The following is a 24,288-nucleotide window of genomic DNA, read 5'->3' on the forward strand; positions in this document are numbered from 1 at the left end:
ACTTTCTTTGCGTTCATCTAGAAAAAAATGACTCCTTTTACTAGAATCTTCTTCCTAATAAATAGTAGTCATTTTTCCTTAAGAAATCAAGTCATTTCGCTATTTCTAATTTAGATAAGGCAACTTTTTCGCGTAATCCGCTTTATTTTCCTGACGGGCGCGGGCAATCGCCATACTGTGTTTAGGAATATCTTTGGTGATCGTTGAGCCAGCAGCGATCATCGTTTCCTCTTCGATGGTCAATGGCGCAACTAGATTGGAGCCAGAGCCGATAAAGCAATTGTCGCCGACAGTCGTTTTGAATTTGCTCTTGCCGTCATAATTAACAAAGACTACGCCGCAACCGACATTGATGTTTTTGCCTAAGGTCGCATCGCCAACATAAGACAAGTGTCCGACTTTGGTGCCTTCACCAATCGTCGCATTTTTGACCTCCACAAAGTTCCCGATATGGGCATGGGCCAAAATTTCCGCATTAGGACGAAGATGGGCATTGGGACCGACATCGGCGCCATCATGAATGATGCTCTCCTCGATCGTCGATGCCTTGATCGTCACTTGGTTGCCGATCTTGCTGTCTTCTATTTCAGAAGCTGCCGTAATGACACAGTCTTCTCCGATCATCGTCTTCCCTTTGATGGTGACACCGGCTTCGATCAGGGTATCTGAGCCGATCACAACACCTTCGTCGATATAAGTCGTCGCCGGATCGATCAAGGTCACGCCATTTTGCATGTGCTGACGATTGATCCGCTGACGCATCAAGCGATTGGCTTCGGCTAAGGCGATGCGGTCATTGACTCCTAATGATTCATGAAAATCTTCGGTTTGATAAGCAGCGATGATTTTGCCGTCTTCCTTTAAGATCTCGATGATATCAGTCAAGTAGTACTCCCCTTGGGCATTGTCCGTATCTAATTTTGCCAAGGCGTCAAATAACAATTCATTGTCGAAGCAATACGTCCCTGTATTGATTTCTTGGATCAGCGCTTCTTCGATCGACGCATCTTTTTGCTCAACGATTTTCTCCACGATACCGACACGATCCCGCACGATTCGGCCATAGCCTGTTGGGTCTGCCGCTTGCGCCGTTAAGATCGTCGCCGACGCATTTTTCCCTTGGTGGTAATCGAACAAGTTATTCAAGGTTTCCGTCGTCAATAACGGTGTATCCCCACTGATCACTAAGGTCGTCCCTTTTTTGCCTTTTAAAAACGATTCGGCTTGAACGACGGCATGGCCAGTACCCAATTGTTCGGCTTGTAAGGCATAGTTGGTGCGATCCCCCAGTTGCTCTTTGACCATTTCTGCCCCGTGACCGACGATCGTCACGATCTCTTCAGGATTTGTTTCCACCACTCGATTCATGATGTGCTCCACCATTGGTTTGCCACAAACAGGATGTAACACTTTATATAACTTCGATTTCATGCGCGTGCCTTTTCCAGCCGCTAAAATTATTGCAAAACGTGCGTCCACGTATTCCACTCCTATCAATCTGAACGATTTTTGTTCATTGAATTTCCTATAAACAGTTTAGCCCAAGTACTTGTAAATTTCAACGATTTAAGGAATCCTCACCTAGACCAATCAAAAAAAAGACTGGCGGCCGCCGTTTAAAAAACAGCTGCTTGCGCCAGTCTAAGAGCCACAAAAAATCAGGCTTTTTTCTCAAAGTAATTTCCCGGTACTACCGAGATCGTTTTGGTCTGGGTATCGACATCTTCAACATACAGCAGAGAACTGTAATCGCTGATGGCCCGCTTGCCTTTGAATTTCGTTTCGGCAAAAACAGTAATACCGACTAATTCGGCTTCAAATTCTTCAATCAAGCTCTTCATCCCATTGACCGTGCCGCCGCCTTTCATAAAGTCATCGACCACCAATACTCTAGAGCCGCGCTTTAAGCTGCGCTTGGATAATTCCATTTTTTCGATGCGCTCTGAAGAACCAGAGACATAATTGACACTCACGGTCGAGCCTTCAGTGATCTTGGAATCACGACGCACGATCACGAAGGGAACATTCAAGTAGTAAGAGACTGCCTGAGCGATCGGCACTCCTTTAGTAGCAACGGTCATCACCGCATCGATTTGTTCGCCTAAATATTTGGAAGCGATGATGCGGCCGACTTGGCGCAGCAATTCCGGTTCGCCTAATAAGTCAGATAGATAAACATAGCCGCCAGGCAACAAACGGTCTTGCTCAGACAAGCGTTCTGCCAGCCCTTCGACGTACGCATACGCTTCTTCTTCAGAAATTTCAGGCACAAAAAAAACACCGCCAGCAGCGCCTGGCACGGTATCAAGAATGCCTGTTCCTCGTTCTTTAAAGGTCTTTTTGATAATAGATAAATCTTCGCTAATCGATGATTTTGCAGAGGCATATCGTTTAGAAAAGAAGGACAATGAAATCAATTCATGGGGATGATTCAACAAGTAATGTGTCATATCGATCAGTCGTTCACTTCGACGTATTTTCACACCGGACAACTCCTTTAGTTTATTCGCCTTATTATAAGGCTTTTTCGGGATAAATGCGAGCATTATCTAAAATATTGCTTATATTGTTCGGTTTTGATTAGAGTTTAAAAAAAAGAAACGAAAATTCTTCGTTTCTTTTTCATAAAGCCCTTTATTTTAGGCGTTGTTTTCGTTGGACGAGGATCACGATGCGTTTGATCAAATTGATCACTAAGAAAAGAGCGATAAAAACCAGCGTGATCGTCGCTCCCGGTGGTGTGTCCAAATAAAAGGAACTGGTCAAACCAGACATCATCCCAATCATGCCGATCACGACACTGATCAAAATCACGGCATTGAAGCTCTTGCCTAAACGCATACTGATGGCAGCTGGTAAAACCATGATCGCAGAGATCAACAATGCACCCGCAATCGGGATCATCATGGCGATTGCCACCCCCGTCAAGACATTAAAGAGCATCGACATCACTCGCACAGGCAAGCCATCGACATGAGCGGTATCTTCATCAAAGGTCAAAATGTACATGGGCCGTTTGAATAAGAAGAATAAAGCAAAAACGACTAAAAACAAAAAGCCTAAGATCCAGACTTGTTCTTGTGTGATCGTAACGATCGACCCAAACAAATACGATTGGATACTCGTTGCGGAGTTCCCCCCGCTAAGGTTCATCAAGACGAGGGCTAACGCTAAGCCGCCAGACATCAAAATGGCGATCGAGATCTCTGAATAACTGCGGTACAGTGTTCGCAAGTATTCCAAAATGATTGCGGCAATGACTACGATCAATAGCGTCGTCAAACTCGGATTTAGATTTAGAAAGAAGCCTAGTGCCACCCCTGCTAAAGAGACATGGGACAGCGTATCAGCCATCAATGACTGTCGCCGAATCACTAGAAAGACCCCCAGCATCGGTGCGATACCAGCAATAAAAATCGCCGCAAGAAAAGCTCTTCTCATGAATTCATATGAAAGCAACGCCATGGTGAATCCTCCTTCCGCACTAAACGGATCTGACGGTCCGCGTATTCTTTGATATCTTCGTGATCATGGGTGATCATCAAAATCGACTTGCCGTGGTCATGAGCATTGTGCCGTAGCAGTTCATAAAACAGATTGCGGGATTGTTCATCCATCCCCGTAGTCGGTTCATCTAAAATAAATAAATCAGGGTCCGTGGCAAAGACCCGTGCCAAGCTGATCCGCTGCTTTTGGCCACCGGACAACTCGCCGATCCGTTTATGACGCACGTCCCACATCCCGACGGCATCTAATGCACGGCGGACATGTTCATGGTCTCGTTTCGTCAAGCGCTTGAACCAGCGATCTCTTGGGTAGCGGCCCGATTGGACCAATTCCAAAACGGTGCTGGGGAACCCGACGTTAAAGGAAGCAATCTGCTGAGGAATGTAGCCGATGCTTAATTTTTCACCAGCAGCATTTTTGGTCGCCAAGGTGACTGCTCCTTTAGAAGGTTTCAACAAACCAAGGGTTGCTTTGATCAAAGTAGATTTTGCCGCCCCATTTTCGCCAGTCAAAATCACGAATTCGCCGTCTTCGACAAAGTAGGAAATGTCTTCCAAGACGGGCTCATCATCATAATAAAAGGTCAAATCTTTTACATCGATATAACGCACGCAGGCACCTCCTTAGTGAATACTTTTTTGTAATGCTGCCAAATTGTCTTCCATTACAGACAGGTATGTTTCGCCGTTATCCATCTGCTCTTGCGTCAAGCTTTCTAATGGATTCAAGACCGCCAGCTCCACTCCTGTTTCAGACGCTAAGGTCTCAGCCACCTTCGATGACGCGTTTTCTTCAAAATAGATAACTTTGACTTGTTTTTCTTCTACATATTCTTTCAGCTCAGCCAACCGACTTGGCGTTGGTTCTTGATCGGGAGAAATGCCCGAAATCGATTCTTCGACCAAATCATACTGCCGTGCCAAATAGCCAAAAGCTGCGTGCTGCGTAACGAAGGTTCGTTGGGTCGCATCTTTTAACGCCGCTTGGTAGGCTTCATCTAAAGCAGAAAGCTTTTCGATATAGGCAGCTGCATTTTCCGTGAAAGTTGCCTTTTGCTCAGGAAACTTCGCAATCAAGTCATCGCGGATCGTTTCTACTTCTTGGATCGCTAAGACTGGGTCGGTCCAAACATGAGGATCGTACGTATGATCATGGCCGTCATGGGTGTCTTCGCTTTCGTGATCATGCGCGTCATGATCTTCCTCCTCTGTGCCTTCCACCAACTGAATGTTTTTGGCCGCTTCGATCACGGCTGTTTGCTCAGGATCGACGGAATCCGTCAAACTAGCGACCCAAGTTTCTAGCTCAGGACTATTGTAGACAAAGGCATCTGCATCCATGATTTTGGTCATATCTTTGGCACTTGGCTCATAGTCATGAGGTTCGGTTCCTGCAGGGATCAACAAGGAGACCTCTGCTGCATCGCCTACGACTTCTTTCGTAAATTCGTACATTGGATAAAACGTCGTGACGATCGACAGCTTCTCTGTGTCACTCGATTGGCTTGTCGCTTCTTGCTGCCCACAAGCGCCAAGAAGCACGCCCCCTAAAAGGAGTGCTGTAGTAAGTAAGATTTTTTTCATCGGGATTTCCCCTTCCATTTGCTGGCTCTTCTTTTTATTTTAAAACGGAACAACTCCGTTTTGTTAGCAAAAGTTACTCTATCAAATGATTTCCGGTTCGTCAAGACAAATCGTACGTTTTACGATTTAAAACTTTTATTTCGAGATAAATCGGAAAACATAGGAGAAAACGTTCATTTGAAGCGGATTCTTCTCTCAGGAACTTAGCCATATTTTACGCCATTCGCCATGCGCCCCTGCTGTACCAGCTTGAAAAATTAGAGAGTATGTAGGATAATAACCTAAAAGCACTTGGAGGAAACGAAGATGAACGAATTTGTAACTGTGCCGCCAACTGTAAACAACAGCGACTTGTTGACTCGAATCGTCTTACCAGAAGATCCTGCATCGCAGCAAACCGAAGAAATCCGCAAAACGATCGACAAACCATTGTATGAAGAAGACAAAAAGAAAAAATCCGCAAAGAAGCAGCACCAAAAAGAATAGCCTTTGCTTTACGTAAAGAATCAGACCCCGACGCCTTATTTTCGTCGGGGACTTTTTTGTAGGGCAGCTTCTAGATGCTTCCTTCCCCACTTCAGCTGCCTTTTTCTTTACTATTGAAATAGAAGGCATACAAAAAAACACAGGCGAATTCAGCCTGTGTCCTTGACTCATTCATTTCAATGTACGTACAAGATAAACCTCATCGCAGAATCCTTTTAAGGCATTATAGACCCGCTGTGCCCGCGAATATTTTTGACAAAGAGCAAAGACAGTCGGTCCGCTGCCGGTCATCAAGGCAACATCTGCGCCGTATTTCATCATGCGATCTTTGATCTGTTGGACGATCGGATACTTCGGGATCGTGATGGCTTCTAGGCTATTGCCCATGGCAGCGATCATTGCTGGATAATCTTCGGCTAAGACGGCGGCCGACAATGCCGCGATATCTGGATGGTGCAGTTGGTCTAGCTCAACTTCTTGAAAGATTTTCCCCGTTGAAACACTCAAACGAGGTTTAACCAAGATGACCCAACATTGCGGCATCGGCCGCAGCGGCGTCACCAGCTCCCCTTTTCCTGCAATGTGGGAAGTGGTCCCATAAAGACAATAGGGAACATCGGTGCCGACTTCCATACCAATATCGATCAGCTCTGCCATGGAAAGGTCTAAATGCCAGAGGCGAACCATCCCCCGCAGCGCTGCCGCACAATCCGTACTTCCCCCACCTAACCCAGCTGCCACCGGGATATTCTTGGTGATGCGGATACGGATGCCTTTTTTTATGCCGTAGCGTTTTTTTAAGATACTGGCGGCTTGATAGACATTATTGCGTTTGTCGATCGGCAAAAAGGCTTTGTTGGTTTCTATAATGATCTTATCTTCTGCTATCTCTTCCATTATCAGACGGTCGGCTAGATCAACACTAGACATCACCATTTCCAACTCATGGTAGCCGTCTGTTCTTTTCTCTAACACATCGAGACCGAGGTTGATCTTAGCTGGCGCTTTTTCAATAATCTCCATCTTCATTCATCCAATCATCTGATAGTTATTTAGTTATATCATAGCAGATTCTTATAAGATAGTTGAGTGATTTCTCTTGTTTTTATGATTGTTGCCATTTTGGTTGCCCTTTGGCTTGGTTCCTCGTAAAATAGAAGTACCAACTCAATAGATAAAAGAAAGCGGGGGAACCACATGGCAAATTTGATTCCAAGAGATTTCGCAGGCGGCGAAGAACTATTAGGCAAATTAATGAACAGTTTTTGGCAAGAACGGCAAATGAATACGGACATTAAAGAGTACGAAGACAAGTATCTCGTTCAAGCAGATTTACCCGGCATCAAGAAAGAAAACATCCGCGTCAGTTACGTCAACAACACGCTGACGATTTCAGCGGCTCAAACAGAGACCACGGAAACCGAGGAGGATTTCGGACATTATTTGCGCAAAGAACGCTCTAGCAGTGCCTATCAACGGACCTTCACCATCACAGACATTGATGACGAGTCCATTAAAGCAGTGTTTGAAGACGGCGTTTTGACCCTGACGTTACCAAAAGCCAGCTACAAAGATGCACCCGCAAAAAATATCCCGATCGAATAACCGAGATACCAAAAAGGCAGTCCCTTCAGAGAACGCTCTGGGGGGACTGCCTTTTCCTATTTGCGTGCTTGTCGTCGATACGCCTGTCTTGAGGTCTGTGGTTCTTCTTCAGAAATCTCTTTTTTGACGTACAATTTCAAACTGTATGGTTCATGGTATTTCACATCATTTTTGATAAAATCACCGCCAGTGATAAATAAGCCCACTGGCTCTAAGGGCTGTTTGCCTGTCCATTGGATCGTGCCGACTTTCGTCATCTCCGTGTAGCTAGTACCGATCTGCAATGCGTACTCATTTTCCCCTTGCTGTTTGACAAAATAGTAAGGATACAAGGTGTTTTTCGGGATCGTAAAGCCGTTGGATGACGGTTTGATCGCCAATTCTTCTTGAGCGATCAAGGTCTGCAAATGATTCGCCAATACCAGCTGATAGTCTTCTTCAAAATGGATCACCGCTTTTTCAGTCGTCAAACGATCAATGTCGGTGGTGCTGATGGTTTCTCCTTCAATATTGAAGACTTCGTCTGGTAAAACTTTGACAAAGGCCTGAGTGACATCGAACTTCATATTTTTGTTTAAGAAATAATAGAAGATATTCAGTACCCAGAAGTAGACTAAGACCAAAAAGCCGACCGTATAAAGGATCGCTTGAAAATAGTTTTGGTTCGCAAACATCCCGTAGACGATCCGCAAAATATACGCCGTTGGAATGATACTGAGGATGGTATAGGCACGGTTCAAATATTTAGGACTGATATCGAGATAGCCCAAAAATTTATGGATGCCGTTGATTAAATCTAAAATAAGCGTCATTTTCTCACCTACTCATTTCCTTGATTCTCATCCATGATCCCTTGTGGATCTGGCGTGGTCTCTTCACTTGAAGAAGGTGTTTCCTGATTGTTTTCCGATGGTGCTGGTGAAACATTGGCATCGCTTGATGGCGTCGTTTCTGCAGGCACCGAAGAAGACGGAGTCGTTGCTGGTGTTGCTGGTTCACTGCTGGATGACGGTGTTGTCTGCTGGTCATCGTTCGTCGGTTGTGAGTCCGTGCTAGCAGGTGTCTGATTTTGACTGTCTTCTGTCATCGAAGAGGGTGTGCTTTCACTTGGTGCTTGTTCGGTCGTTTCTGTCGTCTCTGTCGTTTCCGTCGCACGACTTGGTTGGCGGTAGCTGCCTGAATTCACCACGCCGGTGGCAGTGGCAATAATCGTTGATATCGTTAAAAGTGCAATTGGTTTTAAAATAGGCGGGACTTTTCGCATGATTCTCATCCTTTTCTTACCCGATGTTGCCCATTGGCAGCCTCGGTTCCTTCAGCCTCTTCTTACCTTTATAATCGTTTCTGACAAAAGGGTCAAGATTCCAGAGGCTTCTGTCGCAGGATTTAAAAAAAACTAAACATGTAACTGTTTTCACAAAAAACAACGACGGCAGTTGCCGCCGCTACACAAGGTATTCATAAAACTTTTCAAAGGTCAGCCGCAACGTGCCATGGTAATCCCGTAAAAGGGCGGGCAAGGCGATCACTTCTTCATGTTGGATCGGGGCATCGATTTGGATCACCGCTTCTTCCTCATCCAGATAATAAGAACTAAACAGTTCATCATCAGCGACTTCTTCTAGCTGATTGGTCAGCTCCTCATAAAACTTTTCTACGATCGGTTCTGCCAACTCATCAAAGACTGGCTGCAAGGCTGCTTCTACAGCTGGAAACGGCTGCGCGAGTAATTGCTGTCCGCTGAGGGAATGGCAGGTATTCTCATAGGTCAAATAAAGCAGGTCGAAATAATCCTCTTCTTCCCCGATCGCTTCTAGCGTCAAAAGGGCTTTTTCTACCAATGAAACCAAGGCCGAGGATACCTCCTGATGCATCACTGCATCAACTTTTTCAAATAATTGCTGTTTCTCGATGACAAATGATTCTTCCATAAAAGTGAATTCCGCTTTTTCAAAGCAAAGGGGGGTATCAGAGATAAATAGTTGGATCGTTGCCATGGCGTTGCCTTCTTTCTTTTTCAAGCTGCGGACAAACAGATGATTTGTCAACAGCGAAAATCTTCGTTAGCATAAATAATAGCAGGTGAACAAATTGTTCATCAAGTAATAAGGAGGAGATCGAATGAGTAAAGTTGCTGTTATTGTCACTGATCTAGTTGAAGATGTTGAGTTGACGTCACCAAAAGAAGCACTGGAAGCGGCTGGACACGAAGTAGTCGTTATTAGTAATGAAGGCGCCGAGACCGTCGAAGGCAAACAAGGTGGAACATTTACCGTCGATGCGGCCATTGATACGATCGATCCTGCAAGTTTTGATGCTTTGTTGATCCCAGGCGGTTTCTCCCCTGACCAATTACGGACCGATGAGCGCTATGTGTCATTGACGAAAGACTTTTTGACATCTGATCGTCCCGTCTTTGCCATTTGCCACGGCCCACAACTGTTTATCCAAACAGGACTGACAAAAGATTTGACCTTGACGGCTTATGATTCTGTGCGACCAGATTTAGCCTACGCAGGTGCCACCGTCAAAGATGAGCCCGTCGTGATCGACGAAACCTATCGGTTGATCACCAGCCGAAACCCAGATGATCTAGATGCCTTCAATCAAGCCATTACCGAGGCATTGAACTAACCACGAATAAGACTTGGTTTCTTAGAGAAAAAAAGCCGCCAGTTGCAGCGTTCGATCCTTCGTATCGATCGAGCTGCAGCTGAGCGGTTTTTTCTTGCGTAGCTTTTCATTTTTCAGTGAATGGCTCGTTTCCCGTTACTCGTCAGAGGGCAACTCAAAACCATCGAAAGTCTCGCCATCGTAATAGCGCAATAACTCTTCCGTCGATAATAAGGAAGACGTCATTTCTTCCTGTGCCTCATTGGCCTCTCGAAGTTGGGCAAGGTAAGCCGCATAGGCTTCTGCCAACTGCCGATAAACAGCTTGCCGCGAAGTTCCTTCCCCTTGGATCGTCGGCAATTCACGGATAAAGGCCCGATAGACGGGGCGGTTTTCCAGCCATTCGATCGGCAACTCAATTACTTGAAGCTGGGCTTCTTCAAACCATCGTTCCATCGCTCTCCCTCATTTCTTTTCTTATTATCGTCAAGTTAGCAGCAAAGGTCAATCGGTGAGCAAAAAAACACAAAACAAGCGCTTAGGAAACTTAGCACACATCTAAGTGTACTTGATATACAAAGCAAAAGAGTGCTAAAAACAAAATATGATCATGACAATATATTTATTTGATAAAATATTTGAAACCATCGCTGTAAAACTAGCGCCTTCAGAAAGCTTTTTTGTAAATATGTTAGGCTACAAAGGAAATTGCCCATCAATAACTTATCCCGATAGGTTAAAAAGGAAGCATGCCAAATCAAGAGCATGAATAGGATTGTCCCAAATACGCTTATTTCTTAAATACCTTAACTCTCTAATAATCTCTCTCATACATCAGAATAATATCTATTTTTTTCCGAGGTTTAATATTTACTCAATTTCTTTTTTCACTATCACCAATACACTTCATCAATATCTATTACAAAAATTTTATCTGAAAAACCTGTTTTTTAATGATGTTCTCCAAATAGTTGGGGACCCTGACCAGAAACAACCATAAATTTCTCCAAAATCTGACTTAAGGACTTAGAACTAAATGTCCTTGTCGAGTTAGCGCATCTTCCATTTCTTTAGTCTTTTTATATTTTCTTAATCCTATCTCCAGTTAACGAACGCATTTGCTAAATTAAATAGACCTGTATGACCGATCTTCCTTTTTCTAAGGATTGCCTTTAATTAATATGAAAAATAAAACTAAAGGAAACCATTTTTAATAGAAATCGAAAAGGGGGCCTTTATGATAATAATAACTTCCTAAACTTTTTGAAAACCCAGTAAAAAAGAGCTGATCAATGATACTCATACAAGAGACATCGATCAGACTCTAATAGTACTAATTAATATGGGATGAACTTTTCTTTAACAAAAGATAAGGGCTTTCTGTTTTCTTGACAATTCTAATATATTCTTTATTTGACTATTTATCTAACTAAGAAATGCCTAAATAAACCTGCTTATTGTGCCTGACTGCTTTCTAAAGAGAGATCTTGCACTTCTTCAGCATCAGATAGTTCACCTGTTTTTAAGAGAATAAGTTTAGTTACTAAGAAAGAGACAGCAACCGCTACTACGACTACTACACCTGCCAAGAGCATATTCCCTGCTGTTCCATCTGGGGCTACAAAAAATAAAGCCGTTAATAATCCAGGACAAAAACCCATTACATAGCTTTTCAATCCGAAAATACCAGCAACTAAACCAGCAGAAACTGCTCCAGCTGCTGTTCCTAACAAAACTTTTGGTCGGGTAATTAAAGCTCCATAAAACGCTGGTTCCGTAACACCGCAAAGAGCAGTAAGAGCAAAAGAATAAGTCATTCCTTTTTTCCCTTTGTCCTTCATACTACTAGCAACAGCTAGTGCCGTGCCCCCAATACAAAGATTAGAAATAAAACCCATCACTACGTATATAGGGTCATAACCTAACGATTCAATAGCAGCAAATCCAACTGGAGCCAAAGCTTTATCAAATCCTAGCATTACCATATAAGGGTACAAAGCTGAAAGAAAAGGTAAAGCAATTCCACCAACATGATCCATTAGAAACATTACCGCACTTCCGGCATAGACACTCAAATTTGTTCCTAAAGGTCCGAGAACGATCAAAACAATTGGTACAACAATTACCATTGTTAGCAATGGTTTCAAGAAATACTTTATCGTTTCCGGAATTCCTTTTTCAAGGAATTTATCTACGTAGAACATAACAAAGACTCCTAAAATAACCGGTAAAATACTGCCATTATAGTCAACATTTGGAATAGAAATGCCTAAAAAATCTAAGTCTGTAACACCACTTATATTTTGACTCACTAAAAGACAACCTAGAAAAGCACCCATAATTGGTTCAATTTTTAAACGTCTTGCAGTGGTATATCCTAAATAAACTGGTAAAAAAGAGAAACCTGCACTAAAAATTGCAGTCATCAACAGTGCCGTTCCGCTTTCCATTGGTACGTTGAAATAGTTTACTAGTAAATTTTTTATAGCTAAAATAAGACCACCGACAATTAGTGCTGGTACGACTGGCATAAAAATAGCGGCACTAAAGTTACCAAATTTATTTACATAATATAGCAAACCTTTTTCTTCATTGCTGTCTTCAGCTGAAACAGCACTTGAATCCTCGTTTTCTTTGTTTTCGAACTGAGAAACATCCATAAAATCCTTATAGGCTTCATGTACGCTAGGACCGATGATTACTTGTAGTTGGCCTGTTTTACTGACGATTCCGACAACATTTTCAATTTTTTTAATCTCTTCCTCGTTAATTACCTGTTTATTTTTGTAGTGAATTCGCAAACGTGTTGCACAATGCTCTACATGAGTGATGTTCTTTGTTCCGCCGACATTACTTAGGATTTCTTCTGACATTTTTTTGAATTTCATGTTGGTGCCCTCCTTATAATATTTATCTTGATAAGAGGTCTGGCCAGCAGTACTGTCACCATCCAATATGTCACAGCAGTTAGTATCCTGCCGATTTATTTTCAACTCCTTTCAGCTTTCACTAGAAATGTGTTCGCATACATTTAGCTCGATAGGCGAATCACATGAATAAGCAAATAGAATTTTTCTTCATGGTTCATTAGGTAGCCATATTTTCCTTTTATAGTATTGCTGATCTCTTGGATACAGTTGTACTGTGTTAAATAATCCTTACGCATAGTATTGAGCATTTCACGACTAGAATATGCCTCATTTTTCACGTACTCGCTATTCACTATTTGCTGAACAAAAAACCGACAATGGGTAAGGAAGCGATCATAAGACAAATTTTCTTCTTGGTCAATAATAAAATGCTTATCCACAATTTCTCGAATTACATCAATGATCTCAATAATAGTATAATTTTGCAGCATATTATAACCCGATTCAGCATTGACTATATGCAAAGCAATAAAGTTTGCTTCCTCATAACCAATAGCAATTCCTAGATAACCTTCGATTTTTTCAATGACGTCCAGAGCAATCATATATTCTGTTTTGTACAATAATTTAACGTTGATTAATAAAAGTGAGTCAAAATCAATCCCTTTTTTAATTCTTTCAATCATCATTACAATATGATCTGTCAATGTTACATAAATTGTATCATCAATTGATTTAGAAATTTTTTGCTTAATAAAGGCAATGATTTCTTCACTTAACAAAATATACTCTAACGGAATCGAAGTTACTAGTTCTTCGAAACGATGACTAATCTCTTTTTTCAATTCAAACTTTTTTTCCGCCTGCTTAGGATTTATTTGATCTCCTTTTTGTTTGCCAAAGGATAATCCTTTTCCCACTAAAATAGCTTCATTTCCAGCTTCATCCTGCACCATAATTGCATTGTTATTATAGATCTTCATAATCCTCATGTTTCTTCTCCATTATGAACTGAGAGCAGCAACAATCATTCCTCTTTCAATAGCTCCATGTCTTATCCTGTGATTCATTTGCTTATTTAAGCTGATAACAAGAATAGTTTCATCATAGCCACTTTCAATAATCAAATTCCAGTTGACTTTTGTTAACACTGTTTTACAATCTACAATTTCGCCTACTTGAACTAGTACATCAAAGGGGGGACCCGCTAATTCCACAGTATCAAGTCCAATATGAACAAGGATCTCTGTACCATCTTTGCATTGGATGCCGATAGCGTGCCCAGTTTCATATATCATACTGATTTTTCCAGAAACTGGACTATAGATGACAGGATCTTGAGTGATAATTCCAAACCCATCTCCCAGCATTTTCTTTGAAAAAACATCATCATTTACTTCGGTTAATGCAACTATTTTTCCAGTTGCTGAACTAAATAGCTCAATCATTTGTATTCTCCTTATTAAATTTTTAAATTCTTAAAAACAGTTCTTGCTTACAAACTGCTTTAAAACACAGTGAGCTTAAATTATTTAGTTTCCTCAAAGTAATTTGCAATGTAATCGCGATACCAGTAATAACTTTTCTTAGGAATTCGTTCTAGATTATGATCAAAATCTATCCTGACAAGCCCATAACGCTTTTTATATCCATTAATCCAGCTATATAGATCCATAGTTGACCAATGATAGTACCCTTTGACATTTACACCATCTGCCATAGCTTTTCTCATATAGTCTAGAAATTGTTCAAAAACCTCAATCCGTTCATCATCTACCACATATCCGAATGAATCTGGCTCTTCATAACAACCATGTCCATTCTCAGTAATCATAATCATGGGGTCAGCGTATCTTTCTTTAATCTCTTTTAAAGCAGTGTACATAACTCGCGGATTTACTTCTCGCCCCCACTTATTTCGACGAATGTGTGTATCAAAAGAAGATTCAAAAATGCCTTCCACTCTAATTCCTTCTTTATTGTTACTCCCAGCACCTTTATTATTATGAAACACTTGTGTAATTCCCTCATGCCAATCCGTAACATACTGACGGTTGTATAAATTTAAACCTAGGTAATCTCCTCTACCAGCACGAAATATATTATCTTCATTTTCAGCTCGCAAGAGTGTAAACCCGTACACCTTTATCATTTTATCCAGCTCATTGGGAAGTTTACCTAATAAAGCCGGGCAAAGAATCAACCGATTATAAAAGAAATCTGCTTTTTCAAAAATAGCTTCAGGTTCTTTGGCAGTAGGATCTACTTCGACATTTCCATTATCATGAACTATTCCAATAATTCCATCAAGTGCCATTTCTTTAAAAATAGAAATCGCTTTTGCACTTGCCAGCATAAGATTATATTGATATTGAAAATAAGATTGAAAATCTGTCTTTCTATTAGGCGGATAATTCCCTACAACATTAGTACAATAGGCGTAATATCTGGGCTCATTGATTGTTGCCCACAACTTCACCCGATCCCCAAATTTTTCAAAGCAAGTTTTAGCATATTCAGCAAAATAATCAGTAATTTTAACGTTTAACCATCCACCCTCTTTGGCTAACTGTAAAGGCAAATCATAATGGAAGAGGGTTACATTTGGCTCAACATTTTTTTCTAAACAATAATCAATAACACGATTGTAAAAATTGATTCCTTCCTGACTAATTTCGCCGTAGCCATTTGGAAAAATTCGACTCCATGCAATCGAAAAGCGATACGTATTTTGATTACCTCCTGCCATCATATCTATGTCTTCTTGATAACGGTGATAAAAATCACTGGCAATATCACCATCTTCCTGATTGATATTTAAAGGACTATAATGATTAAAAAAATCCCACTCTCCTAAGCCTTTCCCGTCTTGATCCCAAGCACCTTCGCATTGATAAGCGGCTGTTGCTGAGCCCCAAAGAAAAGGTTTGTCTTTAAAAACAGCTTCTAACTTTCGCATTGTTTAATATTTCTCCTTTCAATTGATAACGCTTTCGTTACTCCCTGTCATTATTATATAAGTAAAAAGGAAATGAGGTGGTTCATCTTTTGAACCACCTCATTTCCTTTTTAAGCTCTTTTATATTTTGATAGATAGCTAGAAGATAGTAAGTCAAAGATATAAGCAATTCCATACTTTCCGTAGATTCCTAGGTAATCATTTGAAAAACTATTTTGACTTATATAAAAAACTTGACGATATATCTTCAGAAAAGATTGATTTCTAAAAGCAGTAATTAAAACCTTATCCCCTTTTAGTTGGGATAACCAATCATTGACAATCTCTGCAAATTTTCCTGATGCTGAAACAACGATAATTAAAGATTCCTCTGTTAGTGACTTTATATTTTCATTGTTAGTGTAGGCTTTAGAAACAATTTTTATTTCTTTATTTCCGTATATTAGCTCCTGTTGAAATCGAATAAGGTCTCCGCTTGTATTATTTGCACAAAGTAACACCACATCTTTATGTTTATGAAGTAAATCGACTAATTCCTCGATTATAGTACTAGAGAACATGATGTCAATATCTTCGATCATTTGAAAAATCAATTTATTCAGTAATTTGCGGTGATTTAGTAGATTTTCTTGGGAACGATATTGCAAATTACTGGGGAAGATTAGCTTGGTTATGGATTCCTTCAAATCACTAAAGTTAGGATAACCTAGCCGATTGCAAAATCTTCTAACGGCTGACCTACTGGTAAATGTTTCATCTATAATTTCATTGACTGATATCTCTGATGAGCGATTTATATTTTCAACTAAATAAACTGCAATAGCATAATCGCTATCTTTAATCCCCTCATTTAAAATAGAACTTAGCGAGTTTAATAGCCCCAGATTATTTATATTCATTGCACTAAGCCTCCTACTTGTAATTATAATACTAGAAAAAGAAGAACCTGTCTTTAGTTGCAAAATTACTTATGTTTCATAACTACTAAAAAATAATAGCAAATAATCAGTTAAGTATATCACTTAACTGATTATTTGCTATTTACTTATTTGTTTGCTAATCCCATACTTTTATTTAATAAAAACGGCCTAAAATAACCAGTTGCAGCACTCATAGGTAAAACTTCTTCGCTTAATTGAATACCTATAACATCACGTAAGTAAGCTTTGCGTTGGACTACACGATCCCAAATCTTCGGATACTCTTGTTGAATTTGACTGCAAAGTTGAGAATCTGCTAAAAATATGCCGCCTTCACAGCTAGCTCCAGCATATCCTTTTACTGATGGAATTATATCTACTTGGAAAAGCATACCGCTCTGCAATTTTTCTTCTGAGTCAGAATAAATTGGCGAAGCTAGCCATTCTTCATCTCCACATAAATGTCCGGGGTTCAAAGTCCAGCCATATTCGCTTTTTGGAAAAACATCGTTGATTAAGGCATACATATCTTTACCAAACATATCTATTTTGACATTTTCCACCCAAGTTTTAAAAGCCTTAAAATATGGAATGGCCAATTTTTCCAAATAATCCTGTTGTTCTATCGGAAGTTCTTTAGATGTATTCACTGCATAGCCGCTGCGGCTTTCCAACCCCCCTTTGTAACCAGTTGTCATTGAAATTGGGTCACCTAAAGCAACTTTTTTTGCAGTCGGATATAAATTAGCTTGTTCGAATCTTTGTCCCGTTGCCATAATTGTCACTACACTATGATATTGCCCTTGAGAAGATAACTTTGAAGCTATTTCCATTTCTGTTTTCCCTACAGTCACTTCTTCCATTGCTTCTATTATACATTTTCCTGCTAAAGATGCACCAAATTCATAATGAGCAAATTCATTAGCATTATTTATAGTACGTATACCGCCGGGTCCAATCATTAAGTTAGTCGCATTAGTTAAAAAGCTTTTCTCATTGACGTTCTTCAAACCTTCCAGTAAAAAATGAGGAATATCAAATAATGTGCGATTATCATCAACTGTATTGGTAAAGTTTTTCCATCCAACAATCCCAATATTTTTCTTGTTGCTTAACTGACATTTTGTTAAAATTTCAGCTACTGTTTCATGGGTATCCATCGGCTGGTTTGGTAGTGAAAGATGCGGCATATGAACAGCCGTGACTTCAATCCTTGCTTTCTCAGCCTTATTTAAATTTTCATTGCCTAGCACGGCATATGCCTTCCCATCTGCGTGTAATACCAATAATGCTTCTTCAAAACGGGGGACAAACCCCATGAGATATTCAAAATTGCTGCCATGCTCTAAATCAGCATAAATCACTAAAGCATCGTAATTCGCTTGTTTCATTTTTTTCAATAATCGCTGTTTTCTTTCTATAATGGTTGTATCTGTCAGCGTGATTGGTATCAAATCTTTCTCTAATTCTGGTGCAGGTATTGGTTTTAAAGTAATCATTTTTTTAGCCTCTCTTATTAAAATTTATCAATGGGAAACATTGGGCGTTGAATTTGTTTAAATGACAAGGCCGCAGTATTTTGTAAAGTTGCCCCTTCCGTTAAAGACATAATACATAATTTTCCATATTCTTTCAGTTCTGGGAAAGCGTAGCCGATTTTCACTATCACAATATCGTACTCTTGCCAATCTGCTTTGGCAGCTTGAAATTGGTGCCTTTCAACAAAAGGGTGATTGGTATCCGTCACGATAATATCAATTTCCCTATCTATTACTGAAACGGTGATACAACCGCCAAAGTCACCATCTTCCCCAAAAATGCGTGTTTCCTTTTGTCTGCCTTTCGCCTTTATCATTACTTTTATTGGAACCTTAGCAGAAAGTGAATCATACTCTATACCAAGACAAATTTCAGTCTGTTCTCCAACATTATGTTTTTCCAGCTGTCCATAAGTTTTAGGATCATTAATTGCGGCAAACAGAAAACTTTTTTTCTTTTGATCTTCTAAATTTAACACTTGTCTTAACACAAATGTATTTGCACCCATCGCCCCAGAAGTAACATTGTCACCTGAATCGGTTATGAATATAGGACTTTCTGGAAACTGTAATGCCGTACGCAATGCTTTTTCTGGTGCTTCTGTTAATCCGGTATAATGAAACTCATGTTTTTTGTCCATGATAAACTGAGATAAAGAATCGGCCACTTCAACTGCATACTCTCGATAAATATTTTCTGAAGGAACAACAACAACTCCACAGCCTGCATTAGGGGTGTCATGGCGAATATAGCCGACATGCCAAGACACGCTCATTAATCTTGGGTCCTCTTCTAATGTATCCATATAGCGATTAATACTGCAAACCGGTTCGTCAGTAGATACGCTTTGCTCCCCACCGAGCAATAAAGGCAACTTACGATAAACTGGTGTTATCATCCTGCGATAGGTCATGATTTCTATCAACTTTTTAAAAACAAATTCAATCGTCTCATTTATATCCGTGTGAGGAGATTGACGATAACTACGAATTATTGTCGCTTGTTCAACATACTGATGATTCAAATTCCCATGAGGGTCGCAAGTAATTGCGATTGGGAAATACGGACCTGTAATTTTACGAATTTCTTTTAACAAGTAATGATCTCCTGAACCTACACCTTCTACTTTACTTGCTCCATGTAGATGCAAATAAATTCCATCTATTTCGTGTAAGTGCTGTTTAAGCGTTGTCAGCATTGTGGAAGCAATATAATCAAAAGCCGCTTTTTTCATGACACCGGTAGATGCCGCATCAGCATAAATACCCGGAATTGCCTCAATCTCATTATCATTGCAAATATGCTCTATTTGCATTCTTTTGATGCACTCATTGTCATAACAAATATCCATATGTCTTAAATCACTTTTAATGGGAATGTTCTCGTTTGCTTCTAATACAAATTTGGAAACAAAAATTTTCACTTATACTCTCTCTCCTTTTTTATATCGTTTTCTCTTATGCAACTTCAGTATACAAAAAAGAAAAGAGGAAAATGCTTCACTTTTTGAATCATAATGTGAAGTCAAAAAAGGAGAGGAACCTTGTAACCAACTAAAAATGAGCTAGAACTTGCTTTTACAGGATATCATCAAGATTTTCAAGTATACCTTATAAATATAATAAGTGGATTCTTTTCTTTAATTCTGACTTTAAGTTTAGGGTCATCCTCTCGAACTCAAGTAGATATAAAGACAAAAAAGAACGAATCAATTTATCGATTCGTTCTTTTTTTCATCCATGAGTGTCGTGAACTATATCATAACAATTTCTCCTATGCTCTAGTTATAAAACAATAAAATGAGAGTAGATCAACAATGATCATTTCAGAGATATCAATCAGACTTAAAGAGGACTAGTCAATATAGGTTGAATCTTCCCTTGAAACTAGATTAATATACTCTTTTTTGGTTATCAATTTTTAAAAACGTTGTAAAGAATTCCAAATATTCTCTTAGCTAATTGTCTAGTTTTTTTACAAATCCATCCAAAAGTAAGCCTTTTGAGTAGGAACTGCAATTTATCTGCTTGTTCTGTGTGTTACTCGTTTTTATGCGGCAACATACGCATATTTTTCAATGTTTTGTCGGATCGTTTCAATCATGTCTTCATCTTGTAAGCCAGTGATTTCTGCAATGACTTCCGGTAGTGATTTTTCATCCAAAAGTGCTTGCAATTGTTGGCTTTGCTCATCTTCCGGATCTTTGTAGTTGAAGATCATGCCGATCGTTTCATAGAGATGATCTGGCTGCATGTTGCGTTTTTCTAACTCAAGGACTGGTCGGATAAAGCGTTCTTCAGTTCCTAATTTGCGGACAGGTGTCCGTGCCACCCGTGTGATAGCATCGGAAATGTGCTTGTTTTTAAAGCGTTGGATGATTTTTTCGATATACCGTTCATGTTCTTCGGGATCAAAGGCCCACTTCTCAATTAAAAGCCGCCCAGTTTCTTCGAGAACGGATTTTAATTGGATCACCACTAAATGGTCCTGCATCGCTTCATCGATCGTCTGATAGCCTTGGAGGGCGCCTGTGTACGCTACCGTAGCATGACCCGTATTGACACTGAATAATTTCCGTTCAATGTACGGTTCCAGGTCCGCCACATAATGGACCCCTTGCAGATGGATCGAGGATTTCATCCCTGACTCTTGGATCACCCATTCGCAAAAAGGTTCTACTTGAACGAATAAGGGATCTTCATGATGTTGCAGCGGTACGATGCGGTCCACCGCTGCATCTGGAAAACCAACCGTCGCTTCTAACGCGGACCAATCCGCAACGTATTTTTGCACTTCGCTTTTTAAAAAGGTCGATCCGCCGATCATGTTCTCACAGGCGATCACATCAATGGCTGGCTTGTCTGGGTGTTGCTGACGTGCTTCTAAGCCTTTGGCGATCAGCTCAGCGATATGCGGCAAAATGTTGGGACCAATGGCGGTCGTAAGGATGTCTGCCTCGGCGATCGCTTGGATCACCGCTTCTGGTTCTTTGGCATTGTTCAATCCCGTCACATGCTCAATGTGGATCTGTTCTTGGGTCTCATCGGCTAATTCGATGGTATACCCTTGTCTTGCTTTTAAGGCGTCAATGATCGTTTCATTGACATCAATAAATGTGATTTCAAAGTTGTTGGCAGCCAATATCTCGCCGATAAAGCCGCGACCAATATTACCTGCACCAAAGTGAACTGCCTTCATGTCTTGTCTCCTCCTTAAATCCTTATGCTACGGTCAAACTTTGGGCGATTTCTTCTTTATCTAAGGCATCCGCCAATTCGACAACGTTATCGATATCGCTGCAAAAGAGGGCGATTTGTTGGACCAATTGCAGGTGATCTTCCCCTTTGCCCGCGATGCCGAAAAGGACGGTGACGATTTTTTCTTCGTCCGCTGTACCGAAATTCACGCCATCAGGTACTTGCACGATACAGATACCAGATTTTTTGACGTATTTTTTGGCTTCATCCGTGCCGTGAGGAATCGCAATAAAGTTCCCCATATAGACTGAGAGCATCTCGTCACGCTCAAGCATGGCATCGACGTATTCTTTTTCCACACAACCTGCCGCCAGCAATTTTTCGCCGCAGTAACGAATGGCTTCTTCTTTGGTCGCAAATTGTTTGTTCAATTCAATCATGTCTTTTTCTAATACTTGCATTCGGCTCATCCTTTCTTAATTCGCTGCTTTGATCGATGCCACGATCCGTTGATAGTTCGTCGTTCCCATCAAATTATTGACAGATAGGTGGATCGCTTCTGGCGCTGACGTTTGCGCTTGCGGCGTTAGGGCTTCTTTTGTGATCACCAGTGAAGAGGCGTTGGCATGGAGATCATTGATATGGCTTTTTCTGATTGGCATCGTCAGAGCTTCTTTGGCTAAAAGATCTTGGAAAACTTTCTGAGCCATCGTTGCCGAACCTTTGCGATCATCGTGGGCCAAAATGATTTCACTGACTTGCTTAAGGTCATTGGCGGAAGGAACATCTATCTGGTTGCCTGCTTCAGACTTTTTTGCTGTCTCCCCCGCTGTCTTAGTCCCTGACAATGTGGCTACGATTTCATCGTACCGTGGAGAGTTCAGGAAATTTTCAACCGCGACAAAGGTCGCATTTGGCGCTTTTTGTTTGGCACGTTCTTGCAATTCTTCTTGAGTGACGATCAGCGTATTGGCATCGTCCGTCAAATTGTTGATGGCGGAATTCGAGACATTTTGTGGAAGACCCGCTTCTTTGACTTTTTTACGTAAGATCGATGCCCCCATAGCACTGGAGCCCATGCCTGCATCACATGCGAAGATGATACGATTGATGCCAGTCATTGGTTGAGCCGCCAAGCCTTTTGAGCTGAGTTTTGCTGCTTGCGTTTGTTGTACTTTTTCTTCAAAATTATCCACCGTATCCTTCGCATCCGCTTTCAAGATCGCGGCAGCGACGATAAAGGACACGCCTGCTCCTACGGCAATTCCGGCTAAGACAGAAACGACACTCATCACTGAGTTGAATGGCGTCATTGCTAAGATCGCAATGATCGAACCTGGTGAAGCAGGTGCCCGTAAGCCTGCACCTAGCAATTGGAAGGTAAAGCTTCCTGATACACCGCCGGCAATCACTGCTAAGAACATCAATGGTTTCATCATGACGTATGGGAAGTAGATCTCATGGATCCCACCGATAAAGTGAATGATGATCGCTCCAGGTGCCGAAGATTTCGCTGCTCCTTTTCCGAAGAAAGTGAAGGCTAGCAAGACTCCTAAACCAGGTCCAGGATTGGCTTCTAATAAGTAAAGGATCGATTTCCCAAATTCGCTGACTTGCTCAGTACCTAATGGTGTCAAAATTCCATGGTTGATAGCATTGTTTAAGAATAAGATTTTTGCTGGTTCAATAAAGATATTGGCTAATGGAATCAAGTGGGCATTGACGATCACTTCGACCCCTGCTGCCATTGCTTCTGTCAAGGTGTTAACAACTGGCCCGATTGCTACAAAGCCCAGTAATGCTAAAGCAAAACCGATCAAACCTGATGAAAAGTTGTTGACCAACATTTCAAAGCCAGCGCGAACTTTGTCTTGGAAGATCTCGTCAAATTTCTTGATGACCCAACCGCCTAAAGGACCCATGATCATCGCACCCAATAGCATTGGGATATCCGTTCCGACGATGACCCCCATCGTTGCGATCGCCCCAACCACGGCTCCGCGGTCACCAGCAATCACTTTCCCGCCAGTATACCCGATCAAGATTGGGATCAAATACGTTAGCATTGGACCGACCATCGTTGCAAAGGCTTCATTTGGTAAATACCCATCTGGAATAAATAATGCCGTTAATACACCCCATGCAATCAATGCGCCGATATTCGGCATTACCATACTCGACAACGTACTGCCTAATTTTTGAACTTTTGCTTTGACTGATGATTTGGCTGCTTTTTGTGTCTGTTCCATTTTTTTCTCTCCTCTCGTCTGCTTACACCCTTATTGTAGGCGCTTCCCAAAAAGCTCGAAAGTCGTACTTTGGCACAAAAAACTGTGCCAAAACTTGTAGCCAAACGGATAGAACAAAAAAACGGGAGAAGCCCCTGCACTCGCTTATTTTTGTTATGTTTCACGTGGAGCATTTTTTTGGATTTTGCCAAAACGCAAAAAAAAACGTGTACCCGCTCCTTCTACACAAGGTAGAAAGAGCAAGTACACGGAGGCAGCTCATTCATGTATTTCGTTCGCTGCTCTTGTTGCAAGCCAGTCTGCTGCTGATCGCTTATTCTTCTGCCAGCAAAATCTGTTGGATCTCTTCAACCGATTCGGCATCACTAAGCGCCCGAACATTTTGCATATCAGAACAAAAAAAGGCGATTTCTTGCAAAACAGCTAATTGCTGCTCTTTTAGGACGACTACGAAAAGGATCGTAGCGATTTTGGGCTGCTCCTTCGTGCCGAAGTCGACGCCATCAGGCACTTGGATCAAAAAGAGTCCTTCTTCCTTGATCCATTGCTGGGCTTCTTCTTCCGCATGGGGCAATGCCACAAAGTTGCCGATGTAAACACCTGTTTTTTGATGGCGACGCAAAAGGCTTTTGACATAGGGCAAGGAAACGATCTCCTGGTTGACTAAGTACTCGCCAATTTTTGTCAGAGCCTCTGTGGCATCGGTAAAGTGTTGATCCAACAAAATCCGCTCCTGTGGAATATACATCGCTGATCCCTC

24 protein-coding genes are annotated in these 24,288 nt (G+C 41.1%); 3 read left to right on the plus strand and 21 right to left on the minus strand.

The features are described from left to right. Positions 1 to 105: 105 nt before the first annotated feature. From glmU to IGI76_RS16320, 5 genes are all read right to left on the minus strand, one after another. Positions 106 to 1,479, minus strand: a complete 1,374-nt coding sequence (glmU, locus tag IGI76_RS16300) for a bifunctional UDP-N-acetylglucosamine diphosphorylase/glucosamine-1-phosphate N-acetyltransferase GlmU (RefSeq protein ID WP_194185562.1) — start codon at positions 1,477 to 1,479, stop codon at positions 106 to 108. Positions 1,480 to 1,658: 179 nt separating this feature from the next. Next, positions 1,659 to 2,483, minus strand: a complete 825-nt coding sequence (gene purR / locus IGI76_RS16305; protein ID WP_005230273.1) for a pur operon repressor — start codon at positions 2,481 to 2,483, stop codon at positions 1,659 to 1,661. 151 nt (positions 2,484 to 2,634) lie between these two features. After that, positions 2,635 to 3,465, minus strand: coding sequence for a metal ABC transporter permease (locus IGI76_RS16310; protein ID WP_005230272.1), 831 nt, complete (start codon positions 3,463 to 3,465; stop codon positions 2,635 to 2,637). Next, complete coding sequence (locus tag IGI76_RS16315) at positions 3,438 to 4,118, minus strand: metal ABC transporter ATP-binding protein (protein ID WP_005232967.1); 681 nt, start codon at positions 4,116 to 4,118, stop codon at positions 3,438 to 3,440. Before IGI76_RS16315 ends, IGI76_RS16310 begins: the two co-directional genes overlap by 28 nt. Before the next feature lie 12 nt (positions 4,119 to 4,130). Next, positions 4,131 to 5,090, minus strand: coding sequence for a metal ABC transporter substrate-binding protein (locus tag IGI76_RS16320; RefSeq protein ID WP_153884023.1), 960 nt, complete (start codon positions 5,088 to 5,090; stop codon positions 4,131 to 4,133). Between the two features lie 306 nt (positions 5,091 to 5,396). Here IGI76_RS16320 and IGI76_RS16325 point away from each other — a divergent pair, with 306 nt between their 5' ends. After that, entirely contained in the window at positions 5,397 to 5,576 is a 180-nt protein-coding gene (locus IGI76_RS16325) for a hypothetical protein (RefSeq protein WP_005230269.1), read from the plus strand. Positions 5,577 to 5,747: 171 nt separating this feature from the next. Here IGI76_RS16325 and ispE read toward each other — a convergent pair whose 3' ends face one another. Then, positions 5,748 to 6,599 (minus strand): 4-(cytidine 5'-diphospho)-2-C-methyl-D-erythritol kinase, encoded by an 852-nt coding sequence (gene ispE / locus IGI76_RS16330; protein WP_034858541.1) that lies wholly within the window; start codon positions 6,597 to 6,599, stop codon positions 5,748 to 5,750. Positions 6,600 to 6,773: 174 nt separating this feature from the next. Here ispE and IGI76_RS16335 point away from each other — a divergent pair, with 174 nt between their 5' ends. Next, positions 6,774 to 7,181, plus strand: coding sequence for an Hsp20/alpha crystallin family protein (locus IGI76_RS16335; RefSeq protein WP_005230267.1), 408 nt, complete (start codon positions 6,774 to 6,776; stop codon positions 7,179 to 7,181). A gap of 56 nt (positions 7,182 to 7,237) precedes the next feature. Here the strand turns inward: IGI76_RS16335 and IGI76_RS16340 are convergent, their stop codons facing one another. The 3 genes from IGI76_RS16340 to IGI76_RS16350 form a co-directional block, all read right to left on the minus strand. Beyond that, entirely contained in the window at positions 7,238 to 7,993 is a 756-nt protein-coding gene (locus tag IGI76_RS16340; protein ID WP_005230266.1) for a DUF6681 family protein, read from the minus strand. Positions 7,994 to 8,001: 8 nt separating this feature from the next. Then, entirely contained in the window at positions 8,002 to 8,445 is a 444-nt protein-coding gene (locus IGI76_RS16345; protein WP_060791861.1) for a hypothetical protein, read from the minus strand. 181 nt (positions 8,446 to 8,626) lie between these two features. Next, on the minus strand, positions 8,627 to 9,178 hold the full coding sequence (locus IGI76_RS16350) for a hypothetical protein (RefSeq protein WP_194185563.1): 552 nt from the start codon (positions 9,176 to 9,178) through the stop codon (positions 8,627 to 8,629). Between the two features lie 124 nt (positions 9,179 to 9,302). Between IGI76_RS16350 and IGI76_RS16355 the strand changes: the two genes are divergently transcribed. Then, positions 9,303 to 9,815 carry a type 1 glutamine amidotransferase domain-containing protein gene (locus IGI76_RS16355; protein WP_005230261.1) on the plus strand — a complete coding sequence of 171 codons (513 nt, stop codon included), beginning with the start codon at positions 9,303 to 9,305 and terminating at the stop codon, positions 9,813 to 9,815. 135 nt (positions 9,816 to 9,950) lie between these two features. Here the strand turns inward: IGI76_RS16355 and IGI76_RS16360 are convergent, their stop codons facing one another. The 12 genes from IGI76_RS16360 to IGI76_RS16415 all read right to left on the minus strand — a co-directional run bounded on the left by IGI76_RS16360 (position 9,951) and on the right by IGI76_RS16415 (position 24,276). Next, positions 9,951 to 10,250 carry a hypothetical protein gene (locus IGI76_RS16360; protein ID WP_194185564.1) on the minus strand — a complete coding sequence of 100 codons (300 nt, stop codon included), beginning with the start codon at positions 10,248 to 10,250 and terminating at the stop codon, positions 9,951 to 9,953. A gap of 998 nt (positions 10,251 to 11,248) precedes the next feature. Continuing rightward, complete coding sequence (locus tag IGI76_RS16365) at positions 11,249 to 12,682, minus strand: PTS transporter subunit EIIC (RefSeq protein ID WP_194185565.1); 1,434 nt, start codon at positions 12,680 to 12,682, stop codon at positions 11,249 to 11,251. A 143-nt stretch (positions 12,683 to 12,825) separates the two neighbouring features. Beyond that, positions 12,826 to 13,647, minus strand: a complete 822-nt coding sequence (locus tag IGI76_RS16370; RefSeq protein WP_416230193.1) for a PRD domain-containing protein — start codon at positions 13,645 to 13,647, stop codon at positions 12,826 to 12,828. A gap of 21 nt (positions 13,648 to 13,668) precedes the next feature. Continuing rightward, complete coding sequence (locus IGI76_RS16375; protein WP_194185567.1) at positions 13,669 to 14,112, minus strand: PTS sugar transporter subunit IIA; 444 nt, start codon at positions 14,110 to 14,112, stop codon at positions 13,669 to 13,671. An 80-nt stretch (positions 14,113 to 14,192) separates the two neighbouring features. Then, positions 14,193 to 15,623, minus strand: coding sequence for a glycoside hydrolase family 1 protein (locus IGI76_RS16380; protein ID WP_194185568.1), 1,431 nt, complete (start codon positions 15,621 to 15,623; stop codon positions 14,193 to 14,195). Positions 15,624 to 15,733: 110 nt separating this feature from the next. Then, a complete protein-coding gene (locus tag IGI76_RS16385) occupies positions 15,734 to 16,522 on the minus strand; it encodes a MurR/RpiR family transcriptional regulator (RefSeq protein WP_194185569.1) in 789 nt (262 codons plus the stop codon). 146 nt (positions 16,523 to 16,668) lie between these two features. Beyond that, positions 16,669 to 18,042, minus strand: a complete 1,374-nt coding sequence (locus tag IGI76_RS16390) for a M24 family metallopeptidase (protein ID WP_333718842.1) — start codon at positions 18,040 to 18,042, stop codon at positions 16,669 to 16,671. Positions 18,043 to 18,059: 17 nt separating this feature from the next. Continuing rightward, positions 18,060 to 19,505 (minus strand): M81 family metallopeptidase, encoded by a 1,446-nt coding sequence (locus tag IGI76_RS16395; RefSeq protein WP_194185749.1) that lies wholly within the window; start codon positions 19,503 to 19,505, stop codon positions 18,060 to 18,062. A 626-nt stretch (positions 19,506 to 20,131) separates the two neighbouring features. Next, a complete protein-coding gene (locus IGI76_RS16400; RefSeq protein ID WP_010748851.1) occupies positions 20,132 to 21,280 on the minus strand; it encodes a mannitol-1-phosphate 5-dehydrogenase in 1,149 nt (382 codons plus the stop codon). A gap of 22 nt (positions 21,281 to 21,302) precedes the next feature. Next, complete coding sequence (locus tag IGI76_RS16405; RefSeq protein WP_015510630.1) at positions 21,303 to 21,740, minus strand: PTS sugar transporter subunit IIA; 438 nt, start codon at positions 21,738 to 21,740, stop codon at positions 21,303 to 21,305. Positions 21,741 to 21,755: 15 nt separating this feature from the next. Further along, on the minus strand, positions 21,756 to 23,528 hold the full coding sequence (locus IGI76_RS16410; RefSeq protein WP_074536328.1) for a PTS mannitol transporter subunit IICBA: 1,773 nt from the start codon (positions 23,526 to 23,528) through the stop codon (positions 21,756 to 21,758). Between the two features lie 313 nt (positions 23,529 to 23,841). Then, the gene (locus IGI76_RS16415) at positions 23,842 to 24,276 is read right to left on the minus strand and encodes a PTS sugar transporter subunit IIA (protein WP_005232954.1); all 435 of its coding nucleotides are present in this window, start codon (positions 24,274 to 24,276) and stop codon (positions 23,842 to 23,844) included. Positions 24,277 to 24,288 lie beyond the last annotated feature (12 nt).

The organism is Enterococcus sp. DIV2449a (assembly GCF_051711225.1).
GTDB classification, from domain to species: Bacteria; Bacillota; Bacilli; order Lactobacillales; family Enterococcaceae; genus Enterococcus_D; species Enterococcus_D casseliflavus.